The sequence below is a fragment of the uncultured Arcanobacterium sp. genome (assembly GCF_947253055.1).
Classification (GTDB): domain Bacteria; phylum Actinomycetota; class Actinomycetes; order Actinomycetales; family Actinomycetaceae; genus Arcanobacterium_A.
In genome coordinates this window covers 1-20,703 of record NZ_CAMXYE010000015.1, presented here as the reverse complement: position 1 = coordinate 20,703, position 20,703 = coordinate 1, and the positions used below count along the sequence as shown (strand labels likewise).

General features: G+C 47.8%; 19 protein-coding genes. 14 read left to right on the top strand and 5 right to left on the bottom strand.

The window, feature by feature from the left end; all coding sequences use genetic code 11:
• Positions 1 to 34: 34 nt before the first annotated feature.
• The 9 genes from rpoZ (at position 35) to hisG (ending at position 8,533) form a co-directional block, all read left to right on the top strand.
• Positions 35 to 301 (top strand): DNA-directed RNA polymerase subunit omega, encoded by a 267-nt coding sequence (gene rpoZ, locus Q0X35_RS01950; RefSeq protein WP_297564822.1) that lies wholly within the window; start codon positions 35 to 37, stop codon positions 299 to 301.
• Between the two features lie 104 nt (positions 302 to 405).
• Positions 406 to 717 (top strand): phosphopantothenoylcysteine decarboxylase, encoded by a 312-nt coding sequence (locus Q0X35_RS01945; RefSeq protein WP_297564820.1) that lies wholly within the window; start codon positions 406 to 408, stop codon positions 715 to 717.
• A gap of 34 nt (positions 718 to 751) precedes the next feature.
• Positions 752 to 1,951 (top strand): methionine adenosyltransferase, encoded by a 1,200-nt coding sequence (metK, locus tag Q0X35_RS01940; protein ID WP_297564818.1) that lies wholly within the window; start codon positions 752 to 754, stop codon positions 1,949 to 1,951.
• A gap of 89 nt (positions 1,952 to 2,040) precedes the next feature.
• Positions 2,041 to 4,149 carry a hypothetical protein gene (locus Q0X35_RS01935; protein WP_297564817.1) on the top strand — a complete coding sequence of 703 codons (2,109 nt, stop codon included), beginning with the start codon at positions 2,041 to 2,043 and terminating at the stop codon, positions 4,147 to 4,149.
• Between the two features lie 110 nt (positions 4,150 to 4,259).
• Positions 4,260 to 5,180, top strand: coding sequence for a methionyl-tRNA formyltransferase (gene fmt, locus Q0X35_RS01930; RefSeq protein ID WP_297564815.1), 921 nt, complete (start codon positions 4,260 to 4,262; stop codon positions 5,178 to 5,180).
• Positions 5,181 to 5,214: 34 nt separating this feature from the next.
• Entirely contained in the window at positions 5,215 to 6,639 is a 1,425-nt protein-coding gene (locus Q0X35_RS01925) for a transcription antitermination factor NusB (RefSeq protein WP_297564813.1), read from the top strand.
• Positions 6,640 to 6,694: 55 nt separating this feature from the next.
• Positions 6,695 to 7,357, top strand: a complete 663-nt coding sequence (gene rpe, locus Q0X35_RS01920; RefSeq protein WP_297564811.1) for a ribulose-phosphate 3-epimerase — start codon at positions 6,695 to 6,697, stop codon at positions 7,355 to 7,357.
• Positions 7,358 to 7,408: 51 nt separating this feature from the next.
• Positions 7,409 to 7,672 carry a phosphoribosyl-ATP diphosphatase gene (locus Q0X35_RS01915; protein WP_297564805.1) on the top strand — a complete coding sequence of 88 codons (264 nt, stop codon included), beginning with the start codon at positions 7,409 to 7,411 and terminating at the stop codon, positions 7,670 to 7,672.
• Positions 7,673 to 7,687: 15 nt separating this feature from the next.
• A complete protein-coding gene (gene hisG / locus Q0X35_RS01910; RefSeq protein WP_297564803.1) occupies positions 7,688 to 8,533 on the top strand; it encodes an ATP phosphoribosyltransferase in 846 nt (281 codons plus the stop codon).
• A gap of 46 nt (positions 8,534 to 8,579) precedes the next feature.
• Here the strand turns inward: hisG and Q0X35_RS01905 are convergent, their stop codons facing one another.
• Positions 8,580 to 9,689 (bottom strand): DUF3866 family protein, encoded by a 1,110-nt coding sequence (locus Q0X35_RS01905; RefSeq protein ID WP_297564801.1) that lies wholly within the window; start codon positions 9,687 to 9,689, stop codon positions 8,580 to 8,582.
• A 30-nt stretch (positions 9,690 to 9,719) separates the two neighbouring features.
• Here Q0X35_RS01905 and Q0X35_RS01900 point away from each other — a divergent pair, with 30 nt between their 5' ends.
• The 5 genes from Q0X35_RS01900 (at position 9,720) to lnt (ending at position 17,588) form a co-directional block, all read left to right on the top strand.
• On the top strand, positions 9,720 to 11,891 hold the full coding sequence (locus tag Q0X35_RS01900) for a WYL domain-containing protein (protein ID WP_297564799.1): 2,172 nt from the start codon (positions 9,720 to 9,722) through the stop codon (positions 11,889 to 11,891).
• The gene (locus tag Q0X35_RS01895; RefSeq protein WP_297564797.1) at positions 11,888 to 12,259 is read left to right on the top strand and encodes a hypothetical protein; all 372 of its coding nucleotides are present in this window, start codon (positions 11,888 to 11,890) and stop codon (positions 12,257 to 12,259) included. Before Q0X35_RS01900 ends, Q0X35_RS01895 begins: the two co-directional genes overlap by 4 nt.
• Complete coding sequence (locus Q0X35_RS01890) at positions 12,256 to 13,167, top strand: diacylglycerol kinase family protein (protein ID WP_297564795.1); 912 nt, start codon at positions 12,256 to 12,258, stop codon at positions 13,165 to 13,167. The genes Q0X35_RS01895 and Q0X35_RS01890 overlap by 4 nt, the downstream gene beginning before the upstream one ends.
• A gap of 6 nt (positions 13,168 to 13,173) precedes the next feature.
• On the top strand, positions 13,174 to 15,786 hold the full coding sequence (locus Q0X35_RS01885; RefSeq protein ID WP_297564793.1) for an RNA helicase: 2,613 nt from the start codon (positions 13,174 to 13,176) through the stop codon (positions 15,784 to 15,786).
• 194 nt (positions 15,787 to 15,980) lie between these two features.
• Entirely contained in the window at positions 15,981 to 17,588 is a 1,608-nt protein-coding gene (gene lnt, locus Q0X35_RS01880) for an apolipoprotein N-acyltransferase (RefSeq protein WP_297564791.1), read from the top strand.
• Between the two features lie 142 nt (positions 17,589 to 17,730).
• Here lnt and Q0X35_RS01875 read toward each other — a convergent pair whose 3' ends face one another.
• The 4 genes from Q0X35_RS01875 to Q0X35_RS01860 form a co-directional block, all read right to left on the bottom strand.
• Positions 17,731 to 18,081, bottom strand: coding sequence for an RNA polymerase-binding protein RbpA (locus tag Q0X35_RS01875; protein WP_073996991.1), 351 nt, complete (start codon positions 18,079 to 18,081; stop codon positions 17,731 to 17,733).
• A gap of 443 nt (positions 18,082 to 18,524) precedes the next feature.
• Positions 18,525 to 19,091 (bottom strand): MerR family transcriptional regulator, encoded by a 567-nt coding sequence (locus tag Q0X35_RS01870; RefSeq protein ID WP_073996376.1) that lies wholly within the window; start codon positions 19,089 to 19,091, stop codon positions 18,525 to 18,527.
• A gap of 119 nt (positions 19,092 to 19,210) precedes the next feature.
• Positions 19,211 to 19,963 carry a MerR family transcriptional regulator gene (locus Q0X35_RS01865; RefSeq protein WP_297564786.1) on the bottom strand — a complete coding sequence of 251 codons (753 nt, stop codon included), beginning with the start codon at positions 19,961 to 19,963 and terminating at the stop codon, positions 19,211 to 19,213.
• Positions 19,960 to 20,421 carry an FHA domain-containing protein gene (locus tag Q0X35_RS01860; protein ID WP_297564784.1) on the bottom strand — a complete coding sequence of 154 codons (462 nt, stop codon included), beginning with the start codon at positions 20,419 to 20,421 and terminating at the stop codon, positions 19,960 to 19,962. Before Q0X35_RS01860 ends, Q0X35_RS01865 begins: the two co-directional genes overlap by 4 nt.
• Positions 20,422 to 20,703: the final 282 nt, after the last annotated feature.

Here is a 20,703-nt window from a genome sequence, read left to right as displayed (position 1 = left end):
CCGTGCAGAATTAATAATTACTTGTGAGGTATGAATGTTTGGAACTAGCCCTAATCCGGAAGGCATTATTAAGCCCCCGATTGATGAACTGCTCAGCAAAGTAGATTCTAAATATACTTTGGCAGTTTTCGGAGCTGCGCGGGCTCGGCAAATTAATGACTATCGGCAGGAAATGAAATCGGGAGACGGCAATATCACTAATGTGGGGCCGCTCGTACCTTCTACTCCGGAAGATAAGCCGCTTTCTTTAGCTTTTGAGGAAATAGCAGACGATAAACTGGAAATGAATTTCGAAATTTAATGGCTTTTCCAGTAGATTTCTCTACTTTGGAATCCGGCGTCGTGGCAAATTGCTTAGCCACAAAATGAAAAAATAAAGCGGGATAATGAAAAATAATTTTAGAGATGCTGCCTAATCCCGATATTTTGCAAAAATTAGTGGAGAATCGGTCCGTTGGGCAAATAGTGTTGAGCTTCGCTGCGGAGACGGGCGATAAAGATACTTCATATTTACAATACGGCGCGGAAAAAACTAAGAAAAAAGGGGCAAATTTTCTTGCCGTCAATCTAGTGGGGGAGAATATTGGATATGGAGAGGTGGATAGCTATATTACGCTCTTCAACAAAGACGGCAAAGAAGTCGCATCATATCAGGGAGCTAAATCTCATATAGCCCACGAGTTAATATATTTTCTTTCCCAAAATTTATCGGCATAATTAAATTAAGAGCAAGAGATAAGAGAAAGCAAAAATGATACAACCTTTTACTTCTGAATCGGTTACGGAAGGTCACCCGGATAAAGTCTGTGATCGGATATCGGATGCTGTTCTCGACGCCATACTGGAAGTCGATAAAAACGCCCGCGTCGCCTTAGAAACCATCGTCACCACTGGAACGGTACATGTGATAGGGGAAGTAACTACGAGTGCTTATGTAGAAATTCCCCAAATTGTGCGCAATACACTGCGTTCTATTGGCTATAATTCTTCCCAAATTGGTTTCGACGCTGATTCTTGCGGAGTGGCAGTGTCTATCGGTGCGCAGTCGCCCGATATTGCCGAGGGAGTAGATTCTTCGCTCGAAGAACGCAGTGCGGATATAGCTGATAAATACGATCGGCAAGGGGCTGGCGATCAAGGTTTAATTTTTGGATATGCCTGCAACGAAACTAAAGAATTAATGCCTCTACCTATTCATCTTTCCCATCGACTGGCCGAAAAGCTCGCTTTTGTGCGGAAAAGCGGAATCGTAGGAGGCTTAAGACCAGATGGAAAAACGCAGGTAACGGTAAATTATGACGAGAATGAAAAACCGGTAGGGATTGCTTCGATTGTTATTTCTACCCAGCATGATCCAGAAGTGGAACTATCATATCTGCAGAAAGTCATAAAAGAGCAGGTAATCGTGCCGGTTTTCCGAGCAGAAGTGCCACAATTTTCTCTTGCTGATACCCAGATTCTAATTAACCCTTCCGGCCGTTTCGTAGTGGGCGGCCCGCTGGGTGATAGCGGTTTGACCGGGCGCAAGCTAATCGTCGATACCTATGGTGGCATGGCCCGCCACGGCGGTGGAGCTTTCTCCGGGAAAGATCCTTCGAAAGTGGATAGATCTGCCGCTTATGCGGCGCGGTGGATTGCAAAAAATATCGTGGCTGCCGAACTGGCTGAACGCTGTGAAATTCAGATTTCTTATGCAATTGGGAAAGCCCATCCGGTTTCTTTGCGCATAGAAACTTTCGGCACCGAAAAAGTTCCGGTAGAAAACATTAAAAGTGCAGTAGAAAAGGTATTTGATTTACGCCCCGCCGCGATTATCGAAGATCTACAGCTGCTGCGGCCTATCTATGCCAAAACTTCTGCCTACGGGCATTTTGGGCGCGAATTACCTGAATTTACTTGGGAATACACCGATAGAGCTGCAGCGCTAAAAGAGGCAATTGCCCAGCTCTAAGCGCTAGGAGCTCCGCAAATACTATCTTTAACTGCGAATATCTCCCTTAGGATTAAAAATTTTTCGGAGCTTCGTGGTTCAATAAAGGTATGGAGAAATACGAAGCAGAGCCAACCGACCTCTTTGCCTTGCCCAATTTTTCGGCGCAAGAAGAGCTACTTTCTCTGACTCCGCAATTCCAAACTTTCCATTCAAAAGTGCCAAATCCGGTGGCAAAAGTAGTGCTCAGCCTGCCTCTTTTACATATGAATCAGGCCTTCGATTACGAAGTGCCCGCTAAGTTTGCCGATGTGCCGGTAGGAGCGCGCGTGGCAGTGCAATTCGGCGGGCAAGAAGTGCGCGGCTATATTATTGAGCGCACCTCGCAAACTCAAGCTGGCAGAAAACTGCGCCCATTGCGCAAAGTAATCTCGCCCATTCCGGTATTGCAAAAAAACATTTATGAACTTGCTCAAACGGTGGCAAAAGCAGCAATTTGCCCGCTCGCTGATTGCTTACGCCTAGCTATCCCGCCGCGGCAAGCTGCTGTCGAAAAAGACTATTTATCTGCGGTACCTACTACAGATTTTACTGCCTCGTATGCTGGTGATTTACCGATTTGGGAAAATTATCAGTGCGGGGGAGAAGTACTTAAGGATCTGCAAACCGAGCAGACTGGTAAAACTCCCACTACTTCGCTTATCTATCTTGGAGCGCACGATAGCTTTGCACGAATGATTCTCGCTCCTATACAGATGGCAGCCGCAGCGGGAAAATCAGCACTTCTCATACTTCCCACTGCTCAGCAAGTGGCAGAGCTCGCTCAGTATTTACAGAAAAAACTCCCCACACTTCCTATTGCGCAAATTACTACGCAAGATGACCCACCGCGCCGCTATCGAAATTTTTTACGTATTTTGAATGGAGAAGCAAGGGTAGTAATCGGTACCCGTAGTGCTGCTTGGGCTCCCCTCTCAAACTTGGGATTTATTTCTATCCTGGATGAAAACCATAGCGCCTATATTGAAAGGCGCCGCCCCCAGATTCACACTTGTGAGATTTTATATTATCGGCAAAAAATTGAATCCGTACCCTTGCTTTCTTTTAATTATGGGCCAGCTCTCCGCAGTGCGTGGAGAAAAGCAAATACTGCCGGCTGGAGCTGCACGAAAACGAATAAAACTGCGGAAATGCCGCAAATACTTGCGGCAAATAGCTTTCTCTACGAGGGAGCACCCTGGGCACGTTTCCCTGATTCAGTATTCCAGGTGATGCGGGCGGCACTAAATTCCGGCCCAGTATTGGTGGTAGTACCACAAACTGGGTATATTCCGCTCACGGCGTGTGAAAAATGCCGAGAATTAGCACTCTGCCCTCACTGTGGTGGATATTTGCAGATTTCTGCTCCACATTGCCCTCCATCCTGCTCCCGTTGTGCTAATAGTTATCGGAATTTTCGCTGCCAAAAATGCGGAGGAAATAAATTACGTGCGGTACGTATTGGATCGCATCGTACGGCGCAGGAAATCGGGCGGGCATTCCCCGGAGTTATTATAAACATTGCTCGCGCTGGTGAGGATATTGAATTACCGAATAACGATCCCCGCATTGTGGTGAGTACGCCGCGCAATTTTTCTACTTCGCCACAAAGTTTTGCGGCAGGAGTGCTCCTCGATGCCGGATATTTACTGCGTTCGGGGCGTTTAGAGTCAGAATCCTATTTTTTGCGCGCAGTTACTCAAATTTTACCGGCCCTTCCCCCTCGGGCGGCTGGAGGAAAATTACTTATCGTCGGAGATATACCTTCACAATTATTACAAGTATTACAAAATGGCGATTTTCCACACTGGGAAGCTAGCCAATTGGCAGAGCGCTCTCAACTTCAGCTTCCTCCTACTTGCCGCTGGTATGAGCTGCGGGGCACTGCTACAGAAATAAAAGAATTACTCACTGCCTTGCGCAATTATTTGCCGATGCCATCTCCAAGCGAAGAAAAGGATGCAGCACTCGATGTGCTTTTACAGGGAGGGCTAAGCTCCGTAATACCAGGAATTACGCTGCTCGGCCCCCATATCGAAGGTGAAGATACTATTTTGTATATGCGCTTCGATACCGAAGCTAAACCTACAATCCAGCAAGATTTATATTCTGCTTTCTGTAAAGCGTCCATTAAAAAAATTGCGCCCGGAGTGCGAATAAATATCAATCCGATACTCTAAGCAGCTTGCAGAAAATAACTAAAAGACTATAAATAGCTATCAGAAAAATAAATATCTCATCCAAAGTTTTCCATTTAGACCTCGTCTTCTTTCCTGTTTAGAATAAAAGGGTGCGAATAATTTTTGCGGGTACCCCCGCTCTAGCGATTCCGGCACTTTCTGCGCTATTAGAGGAGCACGAAGTGGCCGCAGTACTTACTCGCCCTCCGGCTCCGGTGGGTCGAAAACGGCGATTAGAGAAATCTCCGATACATTCTTTTGCTCTTGAGCATGGCATTCCGGTGCTGACTCCCACCTCTCTAAAAGGCGAAGCTATTCAAGACGAAATTGCTTCCTTTGGAGCAGAAGCGGCGGCGGTAGTGGCGTTCGGGTTGATTATTCCGCCCGAACTTCTCGAAGTACTTAATTACGGATGGTTTAATCTCCATTTTTCCCTCTTGCCGCGCTGGCGCGGAGCCGCTCCCGTGCAAGCGGCAATTGCAGCACAGGATAAAATGATGGGCATCAGTATTTTCCAAATTGCTGCCGGTCTAGATACGGGGAAAATTGCTCTGCAAGAAGCGCTGCCTTTAGATCCAAATATAAATGCTGGTACTTTGTTAGAGCAGCTGGCTAATAGGGGAGCCCGCCATTTAACGGAATTATTCTCTGCGCTACCCACTGGTATAGATTTGCGTGAGCAAGAAGGCGAAATTAGCTACGCCCCGCAATTCACCACCGCTGATGCACGTATAGATTGGCAACAACCGGCACCAGCTATTCGCGCCCACATCAATGCTTTTAATCCCCGCCCCGGAGCTTGGACTACTCTAGATAGTGGGCGCCTAAAAATCGGCAAAGTTGAAGTGATAGAAAAAAATTCGTCAATTTCTCTTTTACCCGGTCAATTGCAGGCAATAGGAAAGTGCGTTTATGTGGGAAGTGCCAGCACTCCGTTACGCTTACATCTCCTCACCCCGAGCGGGAAAAAAGAAATGCCGGCAGATGCTTGGTGGCGGGGAATGCGCCAAGAAAATCCACATTTCCAGTGATGAACGGCAAACAGAATAAGGATAAGGTATTTAGATGAGTGAAGGTAGAGCACCCAACTGGCGCCCCGGGCGAGCAAAATCAGACAAGGTGCGGCGTATTGTATTTCAGGTGCTGGTAGACGTAATCGAAAATGATGGTTACGCAAATCTGCAACTTCCCGCCACCCTAAATAAGGCCTATGTAAAACGCCGCGACGCCGCCTTCGCCACTAATCTTTGCTACGGAGTACTGCGCCTGCAATCCAGATGGGATGCCATAATATCTAAATGCTGCGCTGGCCGGCAGATTTCAGAAATCGATTTACCAGTTTTAGTGCTGCTGCGCATGGGAGCGTATCAACTTTTAGCTCTAGAAACTCCACCTCACGCAGCTATTTACGAAACGGTAATGCTTGCCCGCAATGAAGTAGGTACCGGCGCTTCTGGATTCGTAAATGCCGTTTTGCGCCGCATATCCGAGCGCTCTTTGGCAGAGTGGCGCAATTTATTACAGGCGGAGCTGGGGGGAAGCGGCTCTTTGAAATTTATTTCGGTGTGGTTTTCTCATCCGGAGTGGATTGTGCGCGCTTTCGCTACTTCTTTACAAGCCGCGGGGCGAAATCCGCAAGAACTTTTAGCGGTATTAAAAGCCGATAATAAACCGGCAAAAGTAACTCTCGCGGCGCGCGGCATTTCCCCAGCTGAATTGGCAGCCGATATTTCCCGCGGGAAAATGGAATCCACACCGCCTTCTTTAGTCCCCACTGCCCTAACTCTAGAAGGTGGGGATCCGGGAAGAATTTTTGCGGTACAGGATAAGTTAGCTGGAGTGCAAGACGAAGGTTCCCAACTGGTAGTGGCAGCTTTTGCTGCAGCTCCTATAGCAGGAAATGATAGTCGTTGGCTCGATATGTGCGCCGGACCAGGGGGAAAAACTGCTACGTTAGCTCCTATTGCCGCTGGCAGAGGAGCAAATATCTTCGCTAATGAACTGCATCCGCATCGGCTCGAATTAGTGGACCAAACAGTAGCACCGTGGGCTGAGCGAGTGTCTCTCCGTTGCGGAGATGGGCGCGAAATCGGGGAAGAAGAACCCGAATCTTATGACCGTATTCTTATCGATGCACCTTGCACGGGTATAGGGGCTTTACGCCGCCGCCCTGAATCACGCTGGCGGAAAAAAGCGGGAGATGCGCTCGACTTGGCGAAGCTACAAATGGAATTACTGGAATCTGGGTGGCAGGCTGTGCGCCCTGGGGGAATAATCGCCTATTCCACCTGCTCTCCGCATTTACCGGAAACACGCGCCATTATAAAAGATTTCTGCACTCGCCATCCGCAAGCTGTGCTTTTAGATGCACCGGCAATTGCCACGCAAAATGCCTTACAGCCTCTCGAAGGTAGCGATAATCTTCTCCAACTTTGGCCAGATTTACATGATACCGATGCTATGTTCCTGGCTATCCTGCAGAAAAACTAATTAGAAAACTAACGGATTTACCATATCCGCGCAGTTTATAAGGTAGAGTGAAAGAGTGAGCATTAGAATAAGTCCTTCGATACTAAACTGTGATTTTTCTGATTTACAGGGCGAATTAAGCAAAATATCCAATGCCGATTGGGCCCATGTAGATGTAATGGATGGGCATTTTGTGCCAAATTTGACTATCGGCGTCCCGGTAGTGGAAGCGATTGCGCGCGTATCACCAGTACCCATAGATTGCCATCTTATGATTGAAAATCCCGATACTTGGGCTCCGCAGTATGTAGAGGCTGGCGGATCTTCCGTTACTTTCCACGCCGAAGCAGCACAAGCACCACTTCGTTTAGCGCGGGAATTACGGAAAATGGGGGCGCGAGCAGGTATTGCTCTTAAACCGGCTACCCCTATCGAACCTTATCTAGATATTCTCAATGAATTCGACATGTTACTTATTATGACGGTGGAGCCTGGTTTTGGCGGGCAATCTTTTATCGATACGATGATGCCCAAAGTACAAAGAGCCCGCGCTGCCGTTGAAAAATCTGGTCTGGATATTTGGATACAGGTAGACGGCGGAATCTCCCGTAAAACTATCGAAATTGCCGCGGAGGCCGGAGCAGATACTTTCGTAGCTGGATCGGCGGTATATAAATCTGCTGATGCTTATGCCGAAGTCGCGGCGCTGCGAGAATTAGCTCAGGGGCATTGCCATTAAGGCAATTTGCTTTGTGAATATGTTTAAACTTTTTCTAAGTAGGGGATAACTGTGAAAAATTTTGAAAGTCTTTTTGCCGAATTGCAGAAAAAAGCAAAAGAACGCCCAGCTGGCTCAAGTACCGTAGCGGAATTAGAAGCAGGTGTGCATCAGATTGGGAAAAAACTAGTAGAAGAAGCCGGGGAAGTGTGGATTGCTGCCGAGTACGAAAGTGATGCCCAGTTAGCAGAAGAAATATCGCAACTTCTCTATCATGCCCAAGTTATGGCCTTAGCACGCGGGCTTACTTTAGACGATATCTATAAATACCTATAAGGAGTACTACTACCTATGATACGGATTGCAATTCCCAATAAAGGGTCTCTTTCCGCTCCTGCTACTGCTTTGCTTCAAGAAGCTGGCTATCGGCAACGCCGCGAAGGGCGGGAACTCGTATTACTCGACGAAGCTAATGAAGCAGAGTTCTTTTTTATTCGCCCCCGCGATGTAGCAATATACGTAGGAGAAGGCACGGTAGACGTAGGAATTACGGGGCGCGATCTTTTGCTAGATTCCGGTGCTTCCGCTCTGGAGCATCGAGCACTTGGATTTGCTCGCTCGACTTTTCGTTTTGCCGCCCCACGCGCCCAGATTACTTCCTTGGCAGATTTATCGGGAAAGCGCATCGCCACTTCCTATGATCGCCTCTTAAAGAATTATTTAGAAAAACGAAATATAGACGCCCAAATAGTGCATCTAGATGGCGCCGTAGAATCTTCAGTGCATTTAGGAATAGCCGATGCTATCGCAGATGTAGTGGAAACTGGCTCCACGCTGCGCGCTGCCGGGCTCGAAGTATTCGGCGAGCCCCTCTTAGAATCGGAAGCTATTTTAATTTCCAATCCTGCCGCCTGCGATAGCCCGGCCTTAGAAATTTTAGATGCCCGCCTGGCAGGAGTAATAGTGGCGAGGGAATACGTACTCGTAGATTACGATTGCCCGAATGATGTATTAGACGCTGCAGTAAAACTTACACCGGGATTCCAATCACCCACTATTTCGCCTCTACACGAGGCAGGCTGGTCTGCAGTGCGTTCCATGGTACGCCGCCGAGAAATAAATCCGATAATGGATAAGCTGCACGCGGCGGGAGCGCGCGGAATTATCGTTACCCCGATTCTCACTTCGCGGATTTAATTTTTGCGAAGAGTTTCCGAAAAGTTTGCGAAATTTATAACTACCGCTATAACTCAGCCGCATAGCGGCCGGCCACGGCCGCCGCTAAAAAGCTGAGTGGATCAGCTGTAAAGTCTCTCCCCATTGTGTGCAGTGGATAAGGGGAAGAGCTGAGCAATTCTCCCAATCCAACTGTAGAAACTGCTGCTACTTGCAACTGCGGATATTTTTCTAGTTCGCGAATCTGCTTTTCCAACTTTTTTTCGATATCGGCTGGGAGCTTAAATCCAGAATTTCCTGCGGCTAAATCTGCCTGGGCTGGTATCGGCACCCGGCAAGGAGTGGTGACTATCCGCTGCAAGACCTGCATGCTGTGGTGAGATATTCCGCGATGGCGTTCTCTTTTATCTCCACTCGACATTCGCAATACACTAATAGGAATTCCTGCTAAAATTCCGGCCGCATTTAAGGCTTCTCCAATCTGGGTGCCGGAAAATCCCCAGCGAGTACTGGTGCCTAAATTGCCCGGACCTTGTGTGACGATAGTGAAATCAGCTTTCCACACTAAGCGAGCTGCCAGTAAAGCACTATAGATATTTACGGCTTCCAAATCACCACCAAATGCTTGCCCACAGGAAATAGTGCCGATAATATCTCCCTTACTTTGCAACTGCCAGAGAATTTGTGAAAACCAGACCGGCAAGGCACCGCCGTCGCTCATAATATAGGCAATTCGTGCCGCGGGTTGTTTTTCTTTTATTCCCAGCACTATCGCCGGCAAGGCGGAATGCAAATCAGCCGCAATTACCGGCATTCCCATAATGGAATCGGCGTCTTTCAGCTCTTCATAATAAGGGGATTCCTGTTCATCTACTCCTTGTACCATATACTGCAGCGGCGTATAGCGAGCTTTTACAATATGCCCCGGAGCAGTGGGGGTATCGGCTGGAAGACGCGCTGGAATAGCGATTATAAATAAATAGCCGCCGGTGCCTAAGCCACGCACTACCGCCGCGCTCGAGAGTAATACTTCTTCTTGTAGCTGCGGCTGGCCCACTAAAGGAAAATAGGCCAAGGCACGCGCCGTATTCCCATCTTCTAAAAGAACTTGGTATTCGCCAGTTTTTCCCCAAGTGCCGAGAACGTCTACAATTTTCCCGCGTCGCCAAAAAATCATATTTCTAGTGTAATCGACTAGAGTATGAACATGGGAGATAACGATATGACCGCTCCGCGCACCGCTAGCGATAGGCGCTATACGCTGCGCTGTAAACTAAATGAAGACCACAGTACTCTCGAGGAGCTCCTGCGCCTACCGGCTTATCAAGATAAGGAAAAAAGCCTTAGCCAGCGGCGGCACTTATTAGAATCTGATATCAGTGTGCTGCGAGAATCTGGAGAAGATTTGCGCGTGCGCCTCGGCGCTCATAACGAAGAGATTTATTGGATCGATAATTCCCATAAAATCACTATTAGCGGCGCTCCTCCTGATCTATCTATTCTTTATAATCTGCTGGCGGAAAGTGGCAAAAGTACCGAAGCAGAATATGCCAGTGCGGCTTTGCAGATTCTACTTTCGGCAACTAACTTAACGGAAAAGAATACCGCATATCGTATACACCTCCCGCGGGGAAAATATATTTTAGAAATCGCAACGGCGATTGCCCGCCGTCAGCGTGTATCCATAAAATACGCAGCTGCATATAGTTCTCGCTGTACCCAACAAATAATAGAACCGGTGCGCATCGAAGCTCATTACGATGCTTTTTATGTACTCGCCTACAAGATAGATGAAAGTGCAGCGGAAAATCCGCCTCTGCGTACCTATAAAATTGACCGCATCGTAGAGAAACCACAACTTTTAGCCGATTCTGCTACTAATACCGCCAATTTCGAGAGCGAAAAAATCCGCGGCGCAGATAGCGAGCTAGAAATTATAAATGGTTTTTCTACCTACGATTTCCAAGTACGGGTTAAGAAATCGCGAGCTCTACCTCTGCGCGAGCTGGCAGCAAAAATAACTAGTGCTCCCGCTGCTAAAGATGGCAGTGCCCAAGAAGATTTACATATTTACCAGATGCAAAAAGAAGATATGTATGAATACCTCGTATTCTACGGCCGAGACGCCCAACTACTCGCGCCGCTCGAAATCCGCCAAGATTTCTATAAGCGACTACAGCATTTACAGCGCTTGGCTAGGGGAGGAGAGGTACTTACCGCAGCACCTGCCAATCTCGCAGATTCTGCGGAGCCCGATTCTACGGGGCTCAATTCTGTTCCCAGCTCGGTAGTTCCCGAAAGCGCCGCACTTAAGACCACACCTAAGACCGCGCTTAAGAGCACACCTAGCACGACTTCGATTTCCCAAAGTGCTCCTTTTCCACCGCGCCCAGATAGCAAAAAAGGCGATATTTCTTTAGCGCGCAAACTCTCTATTCTCTACTATTTACAGGAAAAATCTACTTCTCTCACGCTCCAAGAATTAGCAGATCACTATCAAATATCTTGCGAAAAAATGCATAAAGAACTGCGAGAATTATCTACAGTAGAAATCACGCAAGCGGGAGGTGGCTACTGTTCTATTGTGGATTTACAGATTTCTGATGTAGAAAATGCCCGCCCGGATTGCCGCATTAGACTATTGGAAAGCCCAGAGCGCACGGATATTTCACTCAATTTAGTACAACTAATTACCCTAGTAGCAGTCATTGATTATTTAGTTAATCTAATTGACCCAGCTGTAGTGCCCAGTCTTTTTCACTTACGCAATCTACTTACTTCCAGTGCGGCTGCACATGGATATGGGAGCGCAATGTGGCGCCCGCCGCAGATAACAGGCAATCGCGAAGTCTATAAGGTTTTAGAAGCAGCTATCAATAACCAACAAGAAATTCATTTTACTTATTGGAAAACGCATAGCTCCGGGTACGCTACCAGCAAAGAAGTATCGGGGTTTCCAATTCAAATACAAGTAAAAGATGCTCCTTTGCTGCAGGTTTATACCGAGGAATCCTGCCGTAACTATCGTTTAGATCGAATTAGCCAGGCTAAAATAGGCCGCGCCACTTTATCGAAACGGCAATATGCGGAGATAAAAACGCAGTTTCGCCGTACTCCTTTGCAGTTCCATACCGGACAGCTGCGTCTTTACGGGCACGGGAGTATAAAATGGGTAGCAGAGCAAATACCGCAGGCAGTGCTGCTAGATAATGAGCAGGAAACAGTTTTAGAACTTCCTTTTGCGAATCTACAGTGGGTGGCGGAGTTACTCATTCGCCTCGGAGATGGGGTGGAAAAGGTCGCTGCTACTACCAGTTTGCTACCATTGGCAGAGAAAGCAGCGGCACTTTTGGATATTTATGAAGAAAGCGAAGCATGATAGGGAAAATTTTAATAATCGGCTTACTTATACTAGCCGTGTATCTGGGAATCTTGCTGCGTAATCTGTGGATTTCGTTTCGGCACTTATTAAAAGCTGCCCACGGTTTCGGCACCGCATTTTCTACCTACGCCACTCCACATCTAAAAGATTACGTTTCGGAAAGTAATATCTATGAAGAAAAAGAGCGCGCCCGCCAAGCCCGCCGCACCCGCCGCGAAATTAAAGATTTACGCGATAGCAAACGGCAGGGGAGGTTGGTGAAGGCAACTAACCGCTGGGATACTCAAGTAGCAACCGATTATGAGCGCTTTGACGAAACACATCGGGAAGCTGCCCGCGCTATTAGAGAAAAAAATAAAAAATGAAAATTGGCATTATCTTAAATCCGCAAGCACGCAGTGGCGATCCAAATAAATACCGGCCCCTGCTGGAAGCTATTGCTGAGCAACACGCAGTAGAATTATGCTGGCTTACCGGTAGCGATGCACAAAATACCGTGCGAAATGCCCGGCAAGCTGTAGTAGAAAATAGCATCGATGCACTCGTTGCCATGGGTGGCGATGGGATGGTACATCTGGGATTACAGGCGGTGGCGGGCACCAAAATGCCTTTAGGAATTATTGCACTTGGTTCCGGAAACGATATCGCCCGCGAATTTTCTTTACCTATCCACGCTCCAGAGGTAGCGCTGGCGCAAATTATTACTGCACTGCGTAATAAAAAAATTCGGGTAATTGATTCGATGAAAATAATTACCGAGCAAGAGAGCAGCTACGCTTTAGCTATTGCCAGCTTTGGGGTAGATGCTGATGTAAATTATCGAACTAATAAATTACGGTGGCCGAAAGGTAATTTGCGCTATGTGCGCGCCCTTTTTCCCGCTTTACGCGCCTATAAACCCTACGGAGTGCGCATTAATGTGAACGGAAAGACCGCCCAAGGCGATATGCTCTTACTATGTGTAGCCAATACCCGCTATTTCGGAGGTGGTTTTAATATCGCTCCCACTGCGCGGGCGGACGATGGAAAATTAAATGTCATACTTCTGCGTAGCGTACGCTTTTGGGAACTGGCTCAACTCCTTCCTAAATTACTTCTCCGCCGGCATCTGCAAGATAAGCGAGTACACGAAATAATTACCACCAAAATACACGTAGAAGCAGCTAGCGAGGCCGGCATCCATCCACCCCATGTAATGGCCGACGGAGAATATGTGGCAGATTTACCGCTTACGATTAAAGTGTGCCCGAAATCGGTGCATCTTGTAGTTTAGGAACTGATGGAGAATCTTTTAATTAAAAATTTTCGCGACCGCTACGCCGCCCGCGGAATCTATCTAGATGATTTCCAGGTGGAGGCAATTCAGGCGTTAATGCGGGGTGAAGATGTTTTACTTGCTGCTCCTACGGGCGCTGGGAAAACGGTAATAGCAGAATTTGGCGTGGAATTAGCACTCGCTCGCTCTTTACGCTGTATCTACACCGCACCGATTAAGGCCCTCTCTAATCAAAAGTATCGAGATTTCTGCACCCAGCTCGGAGCAGAATATGTAGGGCTTTTGACGGGAGATACTACCATCAACAGTTCTGCTCCTATTTTAGTGGTCACTACTGAAGTGCTGCGCAATATGCTTTTTCAGCAGGCCGAGCTCATAGCAGAAGTGGGATATGTGGTACTAGATGAAGTGCACTATCTGGCTGATGCAGCTCGCGGGCCTGTGTGGGAGGAAATAATTTTACAGCTTCCCAGCTCCTGCCGGCTTATTTCGCTTTCTGCGACTGTAGCTAATGTTGATGAATTTTCCCAATGGCTCTCCTCGGTGCGGGGGAGAGGGAAGAGTGTAGTTTCTTATACGCGCCCAGTGCCGCTAGAGCAGTTTATGCTGCAGAAAAAAGATTTATATCCAATTTTTCGTGCGAACGGTAATTTTCGTAAAGCGAAAATGCAGGAACTACTGAGCGTGAATAGTGCCAAGGCGGGGAGGCGGCAGCCACTGCGTATTGGGGATCGAAAACGCATTATTTCTACGCTGCAATCTGCCCAGTTGCTTCCCGCTATTGAATTTATTTTTTCCCGTCGCGGCTGTGATCGCGCAGTAAGTGATTTAGTCGATGCCGGAATTGTTTTTACCAGCGCAGCCGAACAAAAAGAAATTCGCCGGCACCTAGCTGAGTTACGCGGGTCTTTAACTCCTGCCGATGCCCGAGCAGTTAAATTTAGTTTTTGGGCTACCGCATTGACTCGCGGTTTTGGCGCTCACCATGCGGGAATGTTTCCTGCTTTTAAGGAACTCACTGAAGAGTTGATGGGAGCCGGATTGCTCTCCTTGGTATATGCTACGGGCACCCTCTCTTTGGGAATCGATATGCCCGTGCGCACCGTCGTACTAGAAGAGCTCCGCAAATGGGACGGGCAATCCTTCCAAGATCTGACGGCTACTGAATATACCCAGTTAATTGGGCGCGCCGGCCGCCGCGGAAAAGATAGCATCGGGAACGCTATAATAGCCGCTAATAATAATATCGATATAGCACATCTAGAAAAAATAACTTCTGGAGCTGTTGAACCACTTCAATCGGCATTTTTCCCTTCCTACAATACGGTAGTAAATCTTATACATAACTACGGTTACGCGGCAGCGCGCGAAATAATGGGTGCCTCTTTCGCCCAATTTCAAAAAAATGCCGATTTAGGAAAGTTGCGCGGAAAATTGCGGCGTATACACCAGCGCATAGCTAGGCTCGAGCCAGAGATAGCAAATCTCTGCGAGAAGGGCGATTTTCGCAGCTATATACAGCTGCGCCAGCAGGCAGGAAGGGCTTCTAAAGCTTATCGGAAACGCGCAAAGGAGGATTATCGAGCGAAAATTCTGCGCAGCTGGGAAGAAGCAAAAAGTGGATTCCTCTACGCCTACGCCCGCCAGCGCGAATTAGAATACGGCATCGTAATTGCGAAAGAACCGCGCCGCCTCCGGATAATTAATATCTATGGAAAATTAATTTGGCTGGCCGAGCGCGATTTGAGTTCCCATATGCGCTGCCTAGGAAAAATTGCCTTACCTTTCGGCATTCCCTTGAAGAATAGGCAGCTACGCAACGAAATAGCTGAAGAAATTTTCGCGATAGCGGGGGAGAGATTAGATTTAGGGAGCGATAGTGATCTTCTCGAATCCTGGAGTCGCTTCAGCGTGCCCGACGAGCCAGAGCTCATGCAAAATCCAGTGCATTCTTGCCCAGATTTAGCTGCACATATGCGCCAAGGGCAAGAATATATTACTCTGCGCCGCCGCGCCGCGCAGCTGGAGGAGAAAGCCGAGAAATTTGCTGATTCTGTGGCTATCCAATTTGACGCCACGGCAGAAGTATTGAAAGAACTAGGATATCTGCAAAAAGCCACGCCAGGTGAACTAAAGCTAGCTGGGGGAGCGCAACTTTTACGCGGCATCCATAATGAGCAAGATCTTTTATTGACGCTTTCACTCAACGAGGCCGCTCTCGCGCAGCTACATCCCGCCGAATTTGCCGGTGTTTGTGCCGCATTCCTCGGTGATAGAAGATTAGCGGGAATTGCGCCGCACCAAAAAACGTTACGTGCCGCGTGGCAGGCTATTTTGCGAAATTACGATTTTCTCCATGCGCAAGAAGAAAAGCAGCATTTAGAGCTCACTGCCGAGCCGAATCCCGGCGGCATAGAAGCTTTTTACGCTTGGGCGCAGAAAGCTCCCCTCGCGGAAGTATTGGCAACTTCACACTTAGAAGTAGGGGATTTTATCAGCGCGGCCCGGCGGCTTTTAGATCTCTTAGGGCAGCTCCAAAGTGCCGGAAACGGATTCTGGTTGGGTGCTAGCGCCCAAGCGGCAATTAAATTAGTGCGGCGCTGGGAATGGCTATAAAAATATCTCCGTAGTTAAGAGTCATTCTATCTTGCATATTGGGGGCGCGGATTCTAGGCTAGTAGGTACGCAATGAATATGTGCAAATAGGCTCCGTTTATTCACGATAGAAAACGCCATAATGGCGGTCCGAGGTGAAAAACGGAGCTTATTGCTTTAGCTTTTTTGTCGCTTTTTCTAGGTAGAATATAAAAGTGGTCCGAGCAGTAAGTGCAAAAAATTTCCGCTCCTTTGCCCTAAACACTCTTTTTGCTGGAGTAGGAGGAGCAACTTTCTATGCGGCAAATCCGCCCATTGCTTGCTGGCCGCTCGCACTTTTTTCTCTGGCCTTGCTCTTCCTGATTTCTCTTCATACCCGCCCCAAAAGTGCTTTTTTATTTGGGTGGATTTGGGGAGCCCTCTATTTCTATCTGCTCTTTGATTGGGCCGAAATAGCTGCTTCCTTATTGGCCGCTCGTTTAGCTCTCGCCGCAATCGAAGCCCTTTTCATCGGCTTATGTACATCCCTATGGGCGCTGTTCTACCGCCGGCTATTGCCGCTTAATTTTTCCGCACCGCCTTGGCAGAAACTGCTTCTGCTCGCCGGAGGTGATTCTCTCCTCTGGGTGGCGACTGAGCAATTGCGCAGTGCCGTGCCATACGGAGGAATGCCGTGGGGGAATACCGCTTTTATATTTGTGGATGCTCCTTTACTACATTTAGCACCTTGGGGCTCTATCCAATTAGTTAGTTTTACAGCAGTTTTTATCGGTATTTTACTCGGCTATGCGCTCAAACAGCTGCGAGAAAAGCAGATTTTCCGCAGTGGGAGAGCAGTAGTAGGGGCGGTATTGCTGCTCGTGCTACCACTCTTATTACCGAGTGGAGCTGTAGCCGCCCAAAATTTGCGCGTCGGCATTGTGCAAGGCAATGTACCAGACGTAGCAAAACTAGCGCCAGGGGAGTCGCGGGCACTTATCGTCACCGAAAATCATCTCCAAGCTACCTACCTGATTGCAGATCAAAATCCTGATTTAGTACTTTGGCCAGAATCGGCTTCGGATAGGAATTTTCGCCGTGACTACGCCGCGGGGAAAATGGTAGAAAAAGCGGTATCAGCTATCGCTCCAGCTCCTTTACTGCTTGGCACGCAGAATTATTTTTCCAATGTACGCACCAATGATTACGTAGCGATTGACAAATCAGGAATTATCGATAGTTATTCCAAACAACACCCGGTGCCTTTTGGTGAGTACCTACCGCTACGTAATTTTATTTCCCGCTTTGTGTCGGCTGCCGAAGAGATTTCTACCGATATGGTTCCTGGCTCTGCTCCCGCCCAGCTCCAAGTAAAAATTCCGGCTCGCGCTAATAATTCGGCACAGATGATACAGATTGGCACTCCTATCTGCTTTGAAGTGGCCTATACGAATATTGTGGCTCAAGCAGCTAAGAATTCTCAGCTACTCGTAGTCCCGACTAATAATGCTTCTTTCGGCAACTCTGGAGAGCCTTTTCAACAATTTGCCATGAGTAGATTTCGCGCTGCCGAACACCAAAAGAGCACTCTGCAAGTATCTACTTCCGGAGTTTCTGGCATAATCGCGCCAAGTGGAAAGGTACTTTACCAGAGCAAATTAGACGTACCAGCAGCGCAAATTCAAGAAATTGCGCTGAATTCTCACGTCACTCTTGCCACTAAGAGCTATAAAATCCGCACAATAATCACCTATTTAGGGGGAGGGGCGCTGCTTTTCTATATAGTTTTCACCCCCGAGCGGTGGCGCATGCGAAGAGCGAGAGCGAGTAGAAAAAATAATTAGCGAATACCCTAGAAGCTAGCTGATCTAGAAAAATAAAAAAAGTACTCTAAAAGGTCGCTAAGGCAAAATTCGCTAAGTAAAAAGCTTGCTAATCAAAAGCTCGCTAAAAAATGCCGAAAATATAAGAGAGAGCAGGCGTATTTTAATAGTGACGCTGATAAAAATTGCCAGAACGCAGCAAATCTAGGCGCTCTTTAAGTAGCGCATCTAATTCCTTCGCTTTACGGCGCTCTAAAAGCATATCCCAATGCGTACGTACCGGTTTTTTCTTCTTTTCGCTCTCCGTACCTTCACCACTAATTAAATCGGCTTCGGCACCGCATTTGCACTTCCATTTCTGCGGCGCATCGGCTCCCAGAGTAAAGGAGAGCATAAAATCATGCCCATTTTCGCACTGATAATGCTCTTCTCGGCGCTCTACAAAAGCAACGCCGATATCTGACTCCAAAGAGTTGGTGCCAATTTTCATTCCTCGCAGAGAGCGCTCAGCCATAAAACCTACTTTTCGAAAAAATAATTGCATAACTATAATAACTTATCTAGGCAAAAATTACTTTGTGCAGCGGGCTACACGAGCCATCGCACACGTCCTACCCAATTCCCTTCAATCCGATAATGTACATTATGTCAAATTAGCACGAGAGAACGAACCGCCTGCTAGCAGTGCTTAGATTTATCTTTAGAGCCGCCACTCCTCTTCCTATATAGAAAGGAGGCTTTATGAGTACGCCGAATACGAGCAACCCCACAATGGCTTAAACAATTACTGAATAGAAATCCCTATGAGTGCCCTAGCTCGGACGCCCAGAAATTTAGTTATAAGGAAAACTCCCAAATTTTGAAATAGCAGAGTTATCCGAAGCTATAAATAACTATCCAAAATCTGCTGACTACACCGAGCTAGATAGCTATACCGAACTAGACAACTATACCGGGCTAAATAGCCTGTATTTTTGCCGCGCGGCGCGCAGCTAATTCGTCTACCACCGGCGAATTTTCTAAACTCTCCGTCTCCAGATGGGATAGAGAGCCTGCTACATCGCTCCACACTTTGTTGATTGCGATTCCAAATACGCCTTGCCCGCCCTGTATCAAATCGATTACCTCGTCATTACTGGTGCATAGATACACCGAGGCGCCGTCGGACATAAGCGTAATGCTGGCTAGGTCTTCCACCCCATACTCAGCTAATTGCTCAATAGCTAGACGCATTTGCTGAAGGGAAACACCCGTATCTAAAAGCCGCTTTACCAGCTTTAACACTAATACATCTCGGAAGGAATATAGACGCTGAGATCCAGAACCGGTAGCAGAGCGCACGCTTGGGACCACCAAGCCAGTACGATCCCAGTAATCGAGCTGCCGATAGGTAATTCCAATAGCGCGGCACACTGCCGGACCCCGATAACCGGTCATCGTATCAATATCCGGTAATCTATCTCCAAACAGCATGGGCTGAATACGCTGCGGACGAGCCTCACTATTAGCCATATTCTCGCTCACCCGAACCTCCTCCGATATTTACCTCTCCAGCCTAGAGCTATTTATGGAAAAACTCAACGATTACACTTTAAAGAAATTGGCGTGTCGCACCTGCGTTTCTTAAAGCTGTTTTTTAAGTTTTAGCGAAGTTCGATGTCGAGATTCTCCAATAGCTGGGCTCGATAATAATTACTGAGTGCGGCTGAAATCTCGGCGGTATCTGCTAAAGCGCGCTCTTTTGCCAGTGGAGATTTGCGCGCCCGCTCAATTGCCAAAGAGTTTAGAATCGCTACCGCGTGGCTCCGAGCTCCGTTGCGCACAGCTTTCAAAAAACGAATATCTACTCCCCGTTCTTCCAGTATCTGTGCATAGCGCACTAAATCTATGGACTGCGCAGTCAGCCTCCCCCGCGCATCTGCGCTTAATAAGCCAGCATTCAGATACTCTTCAAGTTTGGCAATAGAAACTCCCGTCAGGGTAGCTAACTCTTCTTTATGTAGGCGGGTACCAGGGCGAGGAGCTGCTATTTCTTTATCTCCGAGAGCGCGCATTTTTCCGGGGTGTTCATTGACCACTTCCCCACTATCGAGCTGGCGCAACATCTCTTTGATTTGCGGCAAATTCAGATACCGATCGCGCTGTTCACCTAAAATAAAGCGCAAGCGCTCCACGTCAGCAGGAGAAAATTGCCGTTGATTCGAAGCCGTGCGCTGCGGATGCAGTAAACCTTGGCTTTCGAAATAGCGAATTTTTGACGCCGCCAGAAACGGAAATTCCGCTTTGAGAATTCCCAGCACCTCGCCTATTTTCAGATAAGCATCGTGCGAGACGGCTTGCGGCCAATAAGAAGATAGAGCTACCTCAGCGGCAGCCTGCTGTGCAGGAAGAATCATTGCGCCGCCCGCGGAGATAAGAAGAAAGTGAACTGATATTTCCCAATACGAACTTCATCACCGTTATTTAGCGGAGCTTCTTCTACTATCTCTTGATTTAGATACGTTCCGTTCAGTGAGCCCTTATCGCGCACGAAGAAACCCTCTGGAGTACGCAAAAAAACTACGTGCCGGCGCGACACCGTGACGTCGTCCAAGAAAATATCTGATTTAGGATGACGCCCGGCAGTGGTCTCCGCCGCATTGAGTAAGAAACGGGCTCCCGCATTCGGCCCGCGGCGCGCAATTAGTAACGCCGAATCAGCCGGCAGGGCATCTATAGAAGCAAGATCATCGGCATCTAAACCGCGCACCGGCAGAGGTGCTTCCGGCTCTCGAAAAACACCAGAAAACCGAGAAGTAGCAGGAGAATTGGAAAACTCAGCATCGTCGTTAAGATTAAAATCTACACCGCTCATTCCGCTCTCCTCCTAAAACTTAGCCTTCCCCTACTTTATCGCAAGTAGCCCCAAAATGAGAAGGCGATAAAGAATTTCATATTAGTAATTTCCCTTTTCCCTAGGCGATCCACTTGGGAAATTTTCTTCTAGAATTCTTTTCCGCAATTTTCACCGCACCCGCGGCGTAGCTTTTGGAACTTAGCGCAGTTTTTGCTACTATTTATATTCGTCGATATGAAAATATCCGGGCTATGGCGCAGTTTGGTAGCGCACTTGACTGGGGGTCAAGGGGTCGTGGGT

What these genes read in the sequence shown, in the direction of transcription:
- rpoZ (WP_297564822.1), top strand. Translation starts at nt 35, where the DNA reads ATGTTTGGAACTAGCCCTAATCCGGAAGGCATTATTAAGCCCCCGATT.
- Q0X35_RS01945 (WP_297564820.1), top strand. Translation starts at nt 406, where the DNA reads ATGCTGCCTAATCCCGATATTTTGCAAAAATTAGTGGAGAATCGGTCC.
- metK (WP_297564818.1), top strand. Translation starts at nt 752, where the DNA reads ATGATACAACCTTTTACTTCTGAATCGGTTACGGAAGGTCACCCGGAT.
- Q0X35_RS01935 (WP_297564817.1), top strand. Translation starts at nt 2,041, where the DNA reads ATGGAGAAATACGAAGCAGAGCCAACCGACCTCTTTGCCTTGCCCAAT.
- Q0X35_RS01925 (WP_297564813.1), top strand. Translation starts at nt 5,215, where the DNA reads ATGAGTGAAGGTAGAGCACCCAACTGGCGCCCCGGGCGAGCAAAATCA.
- hisG (WP_297564803.1), top strand. Translation starts at nt 7,688, where the DNA reads ATGATACGGATTGCAATTCCCAATAAAGGGTCTCTTTCCGCTCCTGCT.
- Q0X35_RS01905 (WP_297564801.1), bottom strand. Translation starts at nt 9,689, where the DNA reads ATGATTTTTTGGCGACGCGGGAAAATTGTAGACGTTCTCGGCACTTGG.
- Q0X35_RS01900 (WP_297564799.1), top strand. Translation starts at nt 9,720, where the DNA reads ATGGGAGATAACGATATGACCGCTCCGCGCACCGCTAGCGATAGGCGC.
- Q0X35_RS01895 (WP_297564797.1), top strand. Translation starts at nt 11,888, where the DNA reads ATGATAGGGAAAATTTTAATAATCGGCTTACTTATACTAGCCGTGTAT.
- Q0X35_RS01890 (WP_297564795.1), top strand. Translation starts at nt 12,256, where the DNA reads ATGAAAATTGGCATTATCTTAAATCCGCAAGCACGCAGTGGCGATCCA.
- Q0X35_RS01885 (WP_297564793.1), top strand. Translation starts at nt 13,174, where the DNA reads ATGGAGAATCTTTTAATTAAAAATTTTCGCGACCGCTACGCCGCCCGC.
- Q0X35_RS01875 (WP_073996991.1), bottom strand. Translation starts at nt 18,081, where the DNA reads ATGGCTGAGCGCTCTCTGCGAGGAATGAAAATTGGCACCAACTCTTTG.
- Q0X35_RS01865 (WP_297564786.1), bottom strand. Translation starts at nt 19,963, where the DNA reads ATGATTCTTCCTGCACAGCAGGCTGCCGCTGAGGTAGCTCTATCTTCT.
- Q0X35_RS01860 (WP_297564784.1), bottom strand. Translation starts at nt 20,421, where the DNA reads ATGAGCGGTGTAGATTTTAATCTTAACGACGATGCTGAGTTTTCCAAT.